Origin of the sequence: Roseimaritima sediminicola, assembly GCF_009618275.1 — a bacterium.
In the GTDB taxonomy this organism is placed as follows: domain Bacteria; phylum Planctomycetota; class Planctomycetia; order Pirellulales; family Pirellulaceae; genus Roseimaritima; species Roseimaritima sediminicola.
Genome location: NZ_WIAD01000003.1, coordinates 181,118 through 194,354 on the forward strand (window position 1 = coordinate 181,118; position 13,237 = coordinate 194,354).

Genomic DNA, 13,237 nt, shown 5'->3' on the forward strand with positions numbered 1-13,237 from the left:
CCAAACAGACCATGCCGCAACAATCACCCCGACCGCAGAACCAGCCCGCAGGGCGGCATAGCCCTTGCCGGCCGTGTCAACCGCCGGGTCGCGCCCCCCCCAAACAAACCAAAGCCCCGGAGGGCCGGCACAGCCGGTCTGCACCTGTGCCACCCTTCGGGCTAAGAGTGTTTTGATGGCCCGGACCCGGGGACTCACGTCCCCGGCAAGGGCTGTGCCGTCCTTCGGACTAGGAGCAGACTTGTTCACAAGCAAGTTAGGTTGGACATGCAGCGGCACCAAACAAACCACGCCGCAACAATCGCCGCGACCGCAGAACCAGCCCGAAGGGCGGCATAGCCCCTGCCGGCGGTGTCAACCGTCGGGTCGCGTCACCCCAAACAAACCAAAGCCCCGGAGGGGCGGCACAGCCGGTCTGCATCTGTGCCGCCCTTCGGGCTACGAGTGTTTTGATGGCCCGGACCCGGGGACTCACGTCCCCGGCAGGGGCTGTGCCGCCCTTCGGGCTAGTGACGTCGGAGGGCGAAAAGGAACGGAACCGTGGGCTAGCGCCCTGCGGCTGATGTGGAAACCGTGGGCTAGTGCCCTGCGGCCGATGTGGAAACCGTGGGCTAGCGCCCTGCGGCTGATGTGGGCACCGCGGGCCTTAAACTTATGCCGCGTCGGTGTTTTTGATTTCGCCTTTTTCGTTGACGTCTTCGAAGCGGACCGAGACTCGCTTGCTGACGCCCGACTCCTGCATCGTCACGCCGTACAGCGTCGTCGCGGCGGTCATGGTTTTCTTGCTGTGCGTGACGACCACGAACTTGGACTGATCCAGGAACTCTTTCAGCACGGTCACAAAGCGGCCGATGTTGGCTTCGTCGAACGGTGCGTCGACTTCGTCCAGCACACAAAACGGACTGGGGCGATACTGGAAGATCGACATCAATAACGCCACGGCCGTGAGCGCCTTTTCGCCCCCGGATAGCAAGGAGTTTGAGAAGGACGGTTTGCCCGGCGGCGTGGCGACGATCTCCACGCCGGCTTCCAGGGGATCGTCGGACTCTTCGAGGATCAGGTCGGCCTGCCCGCCGCCGAAGGACTTGCGGTACAGCCGCTGGAAGTTCTGGCGGATCGCTTCGAGCGTATCCATGAACAATCGCCGGCTGTCGGTGTTGATGCGCTGGATCACGCGCTGCAGCGAATCCTTGGCGGCCGTGAGGTCCTGGTACTGGCCGTGCAGCTCGTCGTAGCGTTGCTGCAGGCCTTCCAACTCGTCCAGGGCTTCCATGTTGACCGAACCGACCCGCTGCAGCTGTTCACGCAGGCGGGTGATCTCTGCTTCGGCCGCGGCACGGTCCTCGGGCGGCTGGTGATCCTCGGGCGGCTCTCCCCCGCGAAGATCGATCTCATAGTCTTCCAACAGCCGGTCCGCCAAAGTCTCTCGCTTCAACTTGACCGTATCGCGGCGGCTGGTCAGGGCATGCAGCTGCTGGGAGGCCTTGTTGGCCGCTTCGCTGGCGGCATCGAGGTCGCGTTGCAACTGCCGCTGGCTGGCGCGCACCTCGGACGCTTCGGCGGCCAACGACTTCATCTGCCGTTCGGTTTCTTCCAGTCGCAGGTACTCGCGCGACAGCGTGTCGCCGGCTTGCAGCTGTTTCAGTCGCAGTTGATCGCGGCGGGCGTCGTCGCTGCGCAGCTGGACGCGGACCTCTTCGACCGCCGCTTCACGCTGCGATTGATCGCGACGCTGTTGCTCGAGCGTCGCCGTCAGGGCTTCGACCTTTTGTTCGGCGCGAGCGACGTCGACCGACAGGGCCATAACGTGATCGGTCGCGGCCCGCAATTCACTTTCTTTGGCTTCCAGCCGCCGGTCGCTGGCGGCGGCCTCGCTTTCCAGCGAGCCGATTCGTTGGCGGCAATCGGCCAGTTGTTGTTCGATGTGCTGCTTGCGCCCGGCCGCTTCCTCGTGCGACCGCGTGGTGGCCTGGATCTCGGCTTCGATCTCGGCGAGGCTGGCGGCTTGGGCGTGAAGCCGTTCTTCGGCGTGCCGCAAACTGGCGTCGGCCGCGGCCCGGCGTGTGATCGATTCGCGGTGCGCATCCTCGACACGTCCGACCTCGGCCGCCTGTTGGTCGACGCGCCCGTTCAGACGCTCGGCTTCTTCGCTGGCCTCGGTCAATTGATACTGGTAGTGCTGGATGTCTTTGGCCGTCGCGGCCAGTTCGCTGTGGCGGCTGACCAGGCCGGCTGCGGCGGTCGCGGGCCCGACGATGATCGAACCATCGCGGTCCAACAGTTCGCAGTTGCTGGTCACAAATCGCAGGCCGGCCCCGCTGAGCTTTCGCAGGCCCAGGGCGGTTTGCAAGGTATCGACGATCCAGGTCGTTCCCAGCAGGTGACGGATCAGCGGTTCGAAAGGCGGTTCGGTGCGGACCATTCGATCGGCCCGTCCCAGCACGCCGCCGAGGCCGTCCAGCCGAATCTTGTCGCCGGGCCGACGCGGCGGCAGCTCGTCGATCCGCAGCAGGCCGACGCGGCCGGTGACTTCGATCTGTCCCGACAGGATCGCCTGTTGGACGCGGTCGCCGCGAACGATCGCGTACTGGGCCAGCGGTCCCAGCGTGGCGTCGATCAACGGCGCCACCTCGGGGTCGGTTTCCAAATGATCGGCGACGATTCCCTGTACGTCGCGGAGCACATCGCTGCCGCCGGTGCGGACCTGGTCCAGCAGCGAACGCACGCCCACGTGGACGCCCTCTTGTCGCTTCTGCAGATCCTGGAGCACTTTCTGTCGCTCGCTGAGTCCCTGCAGACGCACTCGCAGGGCCGCGATCTCTTCACGGCGTCGCGACAGCAAGCGGCGTTTCTCGTTCAGCTCCGCCAGCGTCAGTTCAATCTGCTTTTCGGACGCCGCGATCGCCGTGTTCAATTGATGCAGGGTCTGACGCCGCGTCTTTAGTTCTGCCTGGGCGTCGCGGACCGCCTGGCGGCCGGACTGTTGGCGGGCAGCCAGACTCTCGCCGGCCCTGGCCGACTGGCTGAGCTGTTGTTCCAGACGCTGGGCTTGGCCTTCCAGATCGGCCACGGTGCGCAGCGCCGCGAGGTGCTGGGCCTGCAGCTCGGCGCGTTGTTGCCGCGTCTGTTCGGTTTGCTCGGCGGCCTCGCTGCGAACCGTCTCGGCCGCATCGACCGCCGCGGCGGCATCGGCGTGCTCTTGTTCGTACACCGCCAGCCGGCTTCGCAGACCGCGGAATTCGGCGGCGGCCGAACCGGCTTGGGATTGCAGCAGACGCACCCGCCGGCGGCTCTTGGCCAGCGTCTGTTCCAGTTCGGCAAGCGAAACCGCATCGGCGTCGCGACGACCGGCCACGCCCGCGATCTCGCGACTGATTTCGCTGCGGGTCGCTTCGACACTGCGAGCCCGTTCGGCCAGGTCCTGCAGCGCGACCTCGAACTGCTGTCGCTGCTGAGCGATCTGGTCACGCCGGGCCTGTTGATCGGCGGCCTGGCCGGTCACCTCCGCCAGTTCCGTTTCGGCTCGGCTCAGTTGCTCGGACATCTCCGACCAATCGGTCCAGGCCAGTTCGGTACGCAATTGCCGCAGCCGCTCGGACGCCTGGCGATAGCGTTCGGCCTTGGACGCCTGGGATTTCAAACTCTGCAGCCGGCTGGCCACTTCGTCGACGATATCGCCCAGGCGGACCAGGTTCTGGTCAACGCGAGCGAGTCGCCGTTCCGCTTCGACCTTCTTGGCTTTAAAGCGACTGATCCCCGCGGCTTCTTCAAAGATGATCCGGCGGTCTTTGGCATTGGCCTGCAGCATGCGATCGACTTTGCCCTGTTCGATCAAGCTGTAGGCATCGATCCCGATCCCGGTACCGGCGATCAGAGATTTAATATCTTTCAGGCGGCAGGACTGGCCGTTGATCAGGTACTCGCCTTCGCCGCTGCGAAAGACGCGGCGGGTGACGTGCACCTCGGGAGCCTCGATCGGCAGGTTGCCATCGCTGTTGTCAAAGATGATCGTCGCTTCGGCCGACCCAGCCGGTCCGCGACTCTGCGAGCCCTTGAAAATGACGTCCGCCATTTCCTTGCCACGCAGGCTCTTGGCACTCTGCGAACCCAGCACCCATTTGATCGCATCGACGATATTGCTCTTGCCCGAACCGTTGGGTCCGACCACGACGGTGATCCCGTCGGGAAAATCGAACCGAGTGCGGTCGGCAAAGCTTTTGAAGCCGGCGAGTTCGAGAGCTTTCAGCATGCCAGCGGCGGACGCAACGCAAAGGAGACAGGAGGGGGGGCCTGACCAAACCGACGGGTCAGGACGGCCAGGAAGACCAAGCATGGCCGGAAAGACCAAACCGTGCCACTCCGAAAGGGGGCGAGCACCCAGGCGGATGCTTCCCTAAAGCCTAACTTATTGCGCCAAGCCGGAATAGAGTAAAACCCGGTGCGAGGGGTCGCCTTATTCAGCACCGGTCGGGGGCGGATCGTAGTTGAATTCCTGCCATTTGACAGCCTTGTCCATGGGTTCAATCCGCATCACCAGGTCGCCGTTTTGATACAGGCGTACGGTTCCGGTCGATTGACTGACGACCACCGAGACGGCTTTGGTCTTGCGGGTGATCGCCGCCCCGGCCCAGTGCCGCGCCCCCAGGCCTTTGGACATCTGCAGGTCCTCGTGGGCGACTTCCAGCATCTGCCGGCTGCGTTCGATGAAGCCGTCGGGCGTGATGACGAAGGCGCCGTCGAGTTGGGAGATTTCTTTGGCATCCTCCGAGACCCGGGGATCCATCAGGTTGCGGTGTTTTTTGTTGTAACCGCGGAAGGGATCGGCGCCGCTGTCCTTGGCGTGTTCGATCACACGGCGGGTGTCGCCGACGACGAACATCGCCCCGACGGGCTTGCCCTCGCGGCCTTCGCGACCGATCTGAACGGCCAGGTCGACGACGGCCTTGAGCGTCTTCAGCGGCACGCTGCTCTCCAGCCGCTGCAGGTCGCGGACACTCAACCGCCGCATCCGTTCGTCCAGCTGCATGTGGCTGATCGAATCGAAGCGGCCCTGTTGGAAACCGCTGTAGACGGTTACGACTTCGCCGTTGGGACGAATTAATTCGTCCGCAGCCGCTTCCAACAGGGCGTGCTGCAGCCGTTCCAGCAGGGGCGCTTTTTCCTTGTTCAGGGCCAGCGGTTTCAGGCCGGCCTCGGCTGCGCCCTCGAGGTCGCTTTCTGAATCCACTGCGACGATCAACGTCAGCTTGGAATCGGCCGTGTCTCGAACCCGCTTCCAGTCGGTGGCCCCGTCGAGCAACAACAACAGGGCGTCGGCGCCGAGCGTTTCGGCCGTATGGACGCCCAGTCGGACCATGGCGGCGTTGTGTTTGGTCAGACGTTGCGTTGCCATCTTCGCTACACGGGATCGGGGGAAGGCGAAAGTTCTCACGTCGCAAAAGGACGACGCAAAAACTTTACCTTGCAATCCCGGAGCCGGCAATTGTGGGCACCCGGGCCCGCGCGGCGCTAGCGCGCGTGGCCGCCGCTCTGCCGGTTCGCCACCGCCATCGCTCGCCACGGCGGCGTGTCGCTGATCACTCGCTGGTGATACAGCGCCAACGACCGCAGGGCGTGCCCCTTGGGACCGATCTCCCATTCCTTGCCGCGGTGCCGCGCCATGGTACTGGCCAGGAAGCCCACGGCGCGAACCATTCGCGGGTCCTGCAACTGGTCATCGGGCAACACCCCGATCAACCATTCGACGATGTGCCCGGTGGTCTGAATCTTGCGATCGACATCGTTGCGATTGCCGCGGCCTTCAAACCATTCGGTGCTCATCGATCCGTCGGGGTTCTGCAGTTTCCAGGCGTAGTCGACGAAGTCGTTGATGAAACGATCGGCCCGGGCCCACTGGCCGGTGATCGGCAAACCCTGCTGGCGGCGAATCCGCAGGGCGTGGCTGAGGCCCATCAAGCGATGCGTCCCCCCGCAGGCGGCGCCGATCACTTGCTGGCTCAATTCTTCCTGGATCAAGCGTTCGAAATCCCAGTGTTGGCCATCGCTGGAGGTCCAGCTGGCGTCGGTGTCCAGGTAGTGGGCCAGACCGATCAGGGTAAACGTCAGCTCCACGCCCGGCCGGCAATCGGCCTGCTCTCGAGCGACCAGGTCGGCCACCGAAAAACGCTGCTTGCCGACGTACAACGGATACGATTCGGGAACGCCGATCAAACCAAAGATCGCCAGAAACTGGCCTTGGTGCCCCTGCAGTCCGACGCCCGAGCGCGGGGCAATTCCGGCGCGATCGACGCTGAAGATGCGTTTGCCGCGGCAGATATTATTGCCGGCCATCCAGGCCACCGCATTGAACCGCTTGCGTCCGTTCAGGACCTGCGTCTCGACGCCATAGACCATGATCGAATGCAACATGCCCCAGGAGCTGCGTTGCTGGGCATTTTCGGGCCGCTGGTAGTGATACCGCAGGACCGATTCCAGCGGTCCTTGCAGGCGGCGAACCGCGGCGGAAACTTCCGGCCGCGGAGGCTGGACTTCGTCGCCGATCGAACGAGTGCGAGTCGAAGCGGTGGCTTCGGAGGGATCCAAATCGCCAACATACCGCTGATCGGCTTGGTCGCCGGAGGAACGAGCGTCCGCAGACTCGGTCGCTTGCCCGGGTGCTTCGAGCAGCGGCAGCGGTTCCGCATCGCCCGCATCCGGCGACGTCGGCGAGGGACGGAAGTACTCGCGCAGTCTCGCGGTACGTTCCCCTCGGGGTGCCTCCGAGCGGGACTCGTCGACCGCCGACGGGTCATCCGTCGCGGGAGCGTCCTTCGCGGGGACATCCTTCGCGGGAGCCGCTTCCGAAGGGTCGACGGAGCGCATCAGGTCGGGCCGCCGCACCGGAATCACGGGCCCGGAGGGGTTCGCCGAGGCGCCGTCTGTATCCGGGGAGGAACCGGCCTGGGGCGAGCGAGTATTCAGGGCCGACGCCGGATCGTCCGGCACCGCCTGCATTCGGGGCACGGGAATCAATCCTTCCAGCGCCTGAGAAAGATCCTCGGCAGCGTCATGTGGCGAGCCTTCGCCCGACGCACGACTACGACTCTCAGGCGCGGGCCGGAGTCCCAGGGTCTTGGCCGGTGGCCGGGCGACCGAGACCGGGTCGCGCAGCGGAGCCGGCGGAAGATCACCTTGGCGGGCGACCCAACCATCGGTGAGCGGTCCGGCGGGGCGCGCCGACACGCGCGGCGCATCACCCGGTTCCGTCCCCTCGCGCGACGCTCGCTCGCGCGATGTTTCTCGTTCGCGGGACGTTTCTCGCTCGCGGGATTTTGCCGGGGCCGCCAACGGCCGGCCATTGGTGGGTTCCAGCAGTTTCAGCTGCGGCTCAGCAACCTCCGTCAGCGCTGCGGGCTTCTCGGCAGAAGCGATCGCGGGCAGGGTCAAAAACGTCGAAGCGACGACGATTCGCTTGGCGAAAGAAACTTTCCGATAGCGGAGCATAAGCTGGCGGCTCTCTGGTTGCCTGGGTGGTCGCAATCAATGCAAAACGCGCGAGAGGGTGCCCCTGAAGGCATACCTCAGCCACAGCTACTTCTATCGGAACGTACCGCTGTACAGTCCAGCCTCTGCGAGAAAGAGTTCGCCAATCCGTCGCGGCAAATGGGCAAGACAGCCCGGCGGCCGAGAGCTGGGAAAAATAGGGACCCGGGGATCAGCGCCGATGGGGGGAGTGGTGGCGGCGAGAAGCGGACCAGCCCCCGTAGCTGAAGTCGCCAGACGTTGGATTCACAGGCTGGAAGCCTATGCCACAGAAGGGGCACGACTCGGAGAGTCCTGCTAAGGGCCGGGCGGCTAAGCCGCGGCGGCGGCCGAGCGGGAGATCAGTTTGTCGGCGGCGTGGCAGACGTCTTCGACGCTGATCGCTCGCATCGCCGTGTTCTCGGCTGCTCGACGCTCGCGACGGTTGCCATTGTGGAAGGCCCGCTGGACGGCGATGTGCTGCGAACCATAGGGTCCCGAATCCACCGCGCGCGTCGCCCCGTGCAGACCGATCGTGGGCGTTTCCATCGCTACGGCCATGTGCATCGGACCGCTGTCGCCGCTGATGAACAACTGGGCAGAGCCCAGCAGGGCGGCCAGGTGCAACAGATTCGTATCGGGAGCCAAGACGGCGCTGCCGCCGGACAGCTCCACAATCTCCTCGGCCCAGCGACGTTCCTTGTCACTGCCCCAGATCACCACGCTGGGCATTTGATAGGTGGTTTCCAGGTAGCTGGCGACCGCGCCGAACCGGTCCATTTCCCACAGTTTGGAATCCCAACTGGCGCCGGGGTTCAGCACGGCCAAGCGAGCCGGGTATTGGCGTCGCCAGGTTTCGGCCCACCGCTGGGCTTCGTCGGGAATGGGCAGGTGCCAGGCGACGTGCGGTTGTTTGATTGCCAGCGGTTCCAACAGGCCCAACGAGCGATCGGTCAGATGGGGCTTGCCGGGCGGCACCAGGACGTTGTTGAACAGACCGCTCAGTTCCGAACCGTGGTATCCGGCATGGCCGACGCGGCGGCGGGCGCCGCTGAGCCAGCACGCCAGAGCGCTTTTGGTGTTTCCTTGGCAATCGATCGCCGTGTCGACGCGCAAGCTGCGCAGGCGCCGGCGAGCCGCCAGGACGCCACGAGGCGAAGTGAACCAGCCGCGTTGGAGTTCAACGACCTCGTCCAGCCAGGGGTGATTGCGCACCATGGCCGCCGATTTCTTTTCCACCACCCAAGCGATATAGGCGTCCGGATAGGCATCGCGGAGGGCCGCGGCCACGGGTAACGTCAGAATCGTATCCCCGATCGCGCTCATCCGCGAAATCAAGATTCGCGGATCTCGGTCGTCACCGGAAGCGGAAGACGCGCGGGACGGGTGCGTGGGGGTTTTGGTCGTGGCAGCAGGCATCTGGCAACTTGGCATCGGGAGGAACGTTCGAAACGGCGGTCCAACACAGATGCTGCTGTACCAAATCCACTCTCAGCCAGAAAGAGAACTTTGCGTGGAGCCGTGTTGCCTTTCAATCTGCTGATAACGTTCGCGTTGCCAGAACCGCACCCAGGGGCCGGCTTTGCGAAGCGCCGGATCGTCACTCGCCAATTCGTGCTGTTTGCCGCGGCGGGTCAGCAGACGGACCGTGCCCTCGGGCGAGACGTCCTGAACCACCCAGTACTTGTCCACGACGTAGCCGTAGTTGTCGCCTTTGGGCGAGGCGGTCACCTGCCGGGCCCGCGGCCCCGGCGCGGGGCTCCGCTTGGTTTTGCGATAAACGACCCAGTCGCCAGGTCGAAATGGCTGTGTCACGTGTCTTCTCCTCGCTCGGTCGGGGCCCGGACGTGCGGGCCCACGGGGCCCCAGATGCTTGAATTCTCTGGGCGGCTGCAACCGGCATGCCGCCGATGGGGTATAAAGGTTACTTGCGAATGCCTCGTGGTCCCATATTATCATGCTACCGCGGTGGCTTTCCGCCGACGTGGTTCCCTGCCGAAATACACTGCCGAGATGTACCTCATGACCTCCCTGACGCCTCTGTTCGCAGCCAACGTCGACGTAGTTCTGATGATCGCCGGCGGTCTGCTGTTGGCGTTCTTTCTGTTCCTGCTGTTCATCTTCTTCATCCGCTACGGCAAGCTGTGGTTTCAAGCTTACATGTCGCGGGCGGACGTCAGCCTGACCAGCTTGATCCGTATGCACTTTACGAAGGTGAATCCGAACGTGATCGTGCAGGCCAAGATCATGGCCGCCCAGGCCGGGATGGACATCAATCGACGTTCGGGCATCAGCACCCAGCGACTGGAATCGCACTACCTGGCCAACGGCAACGTGATGAACGTCATCCACGCGATCATTGCCGCGCACCGAGCCAGCATCGAACTGGATTTCGACCAGGCCGCGGCGATCGACCTGGCCGGTCGCGACGTGCTGGACGCCGTGCAGACCAGCGTCTATCCCAAGGTGATCGACTGTCCGGATCCGCGTCGCAGCGGCAAGACCACGCTGAGCGCGATCACCAAAAACGGAATAGAGCTTCGGGTGCGGGCCCGCGTGACGGTGCGAACCAATCTGGCTCAATTGATCGGCGGAGCGACCGAGGAGACGATCATCGCCAGGGTCGGTGAATCGATCATAAGCTCGATCGGGTCGACCTCGTCGCACTTCGAAGTCCTCGAGAATCCCGACATGATCACCCGCGCCGTGCTCAAACGCGGCCTGGACGCCCAGACCGCCTTCGAGATCGTGTCGATCGACATCGCCGACATCGACATCGGCGAAAACATCGGGGCTCGCCTGCAGTCGGATCAGGCCGAAGCCGATACGCGTGTGGCTCGAGCTCAGGCCGAACGCCGCCGCGCCGAAGCGGTGGCCGAAGAACAGGACCAGAAAGCCAAGGTGGCCGCGAACCGAGCCCAACTGGTGTTGGCCGAGGCCGAAGTGCCCAAGGCGATGGCCGATGCATTCCGAGCCGGCCGGGTGAATCTGCGTGAACAGGCTTCCGATGAGGTCTGAACAAGCGATGGGAAGCTCTCAAGCAGGGGCGGCGGGCGTGTCGCGTCGGACCAGCCGCCGAGTTCGGTTTCCCGGCGGTAACGGCTTCGAATTGGCCGGCATCGTCGACGCCGTCCGGGACGATCCCGAAGCTCCGTTGGTGCTGTTTTCCCACTGCTTCACCTGCAACAAAGATCTCAAAGCGATCGTGCGGATCAGCCGCCGGTTGGCCGAAGGCGGCATCGCCGTGTTGCGATACGATATGACCGGCCTGGGCGGCAGCGACGGCGACTTCTCGCAAACCAACTTTACGACCAACCTGGCCGACCTGCGGGCGGCCGCCCGATACGCCGCCGAACACCTGCGGCCGCCGGACGTGTTGGTCGGACACAGTTTCGGAGGGGCCGCTTCCTTGGCCGTCGCTGCGGCGCCCGAAACCGCTGCGGCGCCCGAAACCGCTGCGGCGCCCGAAACCGATGCGGCACTCGGGCACTTGCGCGGCGTCGTCGGCTTGGCCGCCCCGGCCGATACGCAGCACCTGGCCCAATTGATGCTGCGGATGAACCCGGAAATCGAATCGGCCGGGCAGGGCACGGTCCGCATCGGGGGCCTGCCCTGGACGATCACCCTCCAGATGCTCCGCGACTTCCGTCAACATCAACTGCCCGACCGCATCGCCGGGCTCGCCCTGCCGCTGCTGCTGTGTCACAGCCCTCAAGATACGACCGTGGGATTCGACCAGGCGCTGCGAATCATGCAGCTGGCCACGCAGGGTCCGAATCCGGCCTCGGTCAGCCTGCTGTCGCTCGACGGCGCCGATCATCTACTGACCACCAACGACGCCGACTGGATCTACGTCGCCGACGCGATCGCCGCATTCGTCCGCCGGCATGCCGTCACAGGTTCCGCGTAGCTGAAGTCGCCAGACTTTGGAGGAAGCGCTGGAGTCTAGGCTTTAGCCAACCGGACCGCGCAAAAACGAATCGCCTGAAGGCTACACTCCTTCGTCCAAACGCTGGCGAGTTCAGCTACGGATCCAACCGAGCGGGTTCGGGCGACCGGGACAGGGCGGCCAAGAGGCAGGCGACGCAGAGCAAGCCGGCGGCCAGCGCGACCGGATGGAGGCGGCCCAGCGGCCGGACCAGGCGCAGCAACCGGCTTGTCGACTCTTCGGCTTGCTGGTGCTGAATCCATTGGTTGATCGCCCAGCCGGGATCGGAATCCAAACGCTCCCAGCCCCGCACGGTCCGTCGCCAGCCCACCGGCGGAACCTGAGCGACGCGCTCCTCCGCGACCGCGGTGTCGCCTGAATCAGACGCGTCGACCGAAGCGTACGCATCGGTAGGGGCCGAGCATGCGACGACCATCAACAGCACTGCCAGGACGGGCGTTCGTCCAACGATCCGACACGCAACCCAAACCACACTTTACCCTCCGTTCAAAACCGCAATCGCCGGCGACGACGTCCGGGACGCCGGGTTGCCGGATGAAACGGATGAACAGAGATGCAGGCACCGTGCCGAGTGTGCCGCGGGAATCGCTAACACCTTGTCGCGAGGCCACTTAGATCGACTTTCGGGAGACCCAGCGGGGTCGGATGTGGTTTTGCAGCGACACCGCCGTGATGCCCCAAAGCGACCGCGGTTGCGTAAAGGCAACGGGGGCTGAGCAGGACTTTGCCGCCGGCAAACTTTCTTCGCTCGCAGGCCACGATCGTGAGCTAGGGTTCCAAAGTGTCATCTTTTCCGCATCGCCGCGCGACCGACGGGGATGCGTTCGAATGAACCTTGCGCTATACGGACTAAGCGACATGTCGACTGTCACCGCCACCGAAGATCTGGAAAAACTGCTCAGCGCCGGCCAACTGCCTGCCCTGCCTCAAAGCGCGATTGCGCTGCTGCAACTGTCTCAGGACCCGCAAGCCGGCCCGGTTGAGTTCGCTCGTCCGATCGAAGCGGACCCCGGCCTGATGGGCCAGGTCCTGAAATTCGTCAACTCATCGTACTTTGGATTCAGCCGCGAGATCGGCAGCGTGCAGCAAGCGTTGACCTTGGTCGGCACCCGCGCGATCGCCAACTTTGCACTCTGGAACGCGGTGTTCAGCGTCATCCCCAACCCCAAATTCGGCCCCTTTGATCTGAAGGGTTTGTGGCAGGACTCGCTCCGCCGCGCCCTGTTCGCCCGCGGACTGGGCAAGCAATTGCGGTTGCCCAATGCCGAAGACCTGTTCGCCGGCGCACTGCTGCAGGACATGGCGATTCCGTTGCTGCTGAAGGAGATGCCCGAGCAGTATCAAGACCTGGTTCAGCGGCGAGCGGCCGAAGGACGCCGGTTGAGCGGACTGGAACGCGAAGCCTTTGGTTGGGACCACGCCGATGCCGCCGCCCATCTGGCTCAGAAGTGGAGCCTGCCGACGGAGTTTGTGGATCTGATCCGCGACCACACCCACCTGGACGCCCTGCTGGATCAAGGCACACCGGCCGTCGGCGGTGCCTGCGTCGCGTTGGCTTCGCTGCTGCCCAGTTGCGTCGACGCCACCTGGGAGGAACGCGCACTGTTCGTCGCCGGCTTCGAACGCTTGATCTCCGGGACCAGCGTCGACCTTCCGGCACTGCTCGAGGAAGTCGACGAGAAAACGTCCGACTTCGCGCCCCTGCTCAAGCTGCCCGTGCCCAAGCGGACGCTGATGTCCGCCTGGAAAGAAGACCAGGCCTAAGCCAAAGCTGCTCGGCTGTCCCAG

At 64.5% G+C, this 13,237-nt stretch carries 9 protein-coding genes; 3 read left to right on the plus strand and 6 right to left on the minus strand.

The genetic code is table 11. The features are described from left to right. Nucleotides 1–652: 652 nt before the first annotated feature. The 5 genes from smc to GE027_RS03480 all read right to left on the minus strand — a co-directional run bounded on the left by smc (nt 653) and on the right by GE027_RS03480 (nt 9,315). The gene (smc, locus tag GE027_RS03460) at nt 653–4,249 is read right to left on the minus strand and encodes a chromosome segregation protein SMC (RefSeq protein WP_153555773.1); all 3,597 of its coding nucleotides are present in this window, start codon (nt 4,247–4,249) and stop codon (nt 653–655) included. A gap of 204 nt (nt 4,250–4,453) precedes the next feature. Beyond that, entirely contained in the window at nt 4,454–5,392 is a 939-nt protein-coding gene (locus GE027_RS03465) for a DNA integrity scanning protein DisA nucleotide-binding domain protein (RefSeq protein WP_153555774.1), read from the minus strand. 116 nt (nt 5,393–5,508) lie between these two features. Next, nucleotides 5,509–7,482, minus strand: coding sequence for a hypothetical protein (locus GE027_RS03470; RefSeq protein ID WP_153555775.1), 1,974 nt, complete (start codon nt 7,480–7,482; stop codon nt 5,509–5,511). A 351-nt stretch (nt 7,483–7,833) separates the two neighbouring features. Then, entirely contained in the window at nt 7,834–8,919 is a 1,086-nt protein-coding gene (locus tag GE027_RS03475) for a glycosyltransferase family 9 protein (RefSeq protein WP_237607231.1), read from the minus strand. A 72-nt stretch (nt 8,920–8,991) separates the two neighbouring features. Beyond that, nucleotides 8,992–9,315, minus strand: a complete 324-nt coding sequence (locus GE027_RS03480; RefSeq protein WP_153555776.1) for a hypothetical protein — start codon at nt 9,313–9,315, stop codon at nt 8,992–8,994. Between the two features lie 255 nt (nt 9,316–9,570). Between GE027_RS03480 and floA the strand changes: the two genes are divergently transcribed. Together floA and GE027_RS03490 are read left to right on the plus strand one after the other, a co-directional pair. Next, nucleotides 9,571–10,518 carry a flotillin-like protein FloA gene (gene floA / locus GE027_RS03485; RefSeq protein WP_390621568.1) on the plus strand — a complete coding sequence of 316 codons (948 nt, stop codon included), beginning with the start codon at nt 9,571–9,573 and terminating at the stop codon, nt 10,516–10,518. A gap of 7 nt (nt 10,519–10,525) precedes the next feature. Then, nucleotides 10,526–11,410, plus strand: a complete 885-nt coding sequence (locus GE027_RS03490) for an alpha/beta hydrolase family protein (RefSeq protein WP_153555778.1) — start codon at nt 10,526–10,528, stop codon at nt 11,408–11,410. Nucleotides 11,411–11,525: 115 nt separating this feature from the next. On the opposite strand, the gene GE027_RS03495 is transcribed toward GE027_RS03490, so the two are convergent. Further along, nucleotides 11,526–11,921: a hypothetical protein gene (locus GE027_RS03495; protein WP_153555779.1), complete on the minus strand. Its 396-nt coding sequence runs from the start codon at nt 11,919–11,921 to the stop codon at nt 11,526–11,528. A 386-nt stretch (nt 11,922–12,307) separates the two neighbouring features. Between GE027_RS03495 and GE027_RS03500 the strand changes: the two genes are divergently transcribed. Next, the gene (locus GE027_RS03500) at nt 12,308–13,213 is read left to right on the plus strand and encodes an HDOD domain-containing protein (protein ID WP_237607233.1); all 906 of its coding nucleotides are present in this window, start codon (nt 12,308–12,310) and stop codon (nt 13,211–13,213) included. The last annotated feature ends 24 nt before the right edge of the window (nt 13,214–13,237 follow it).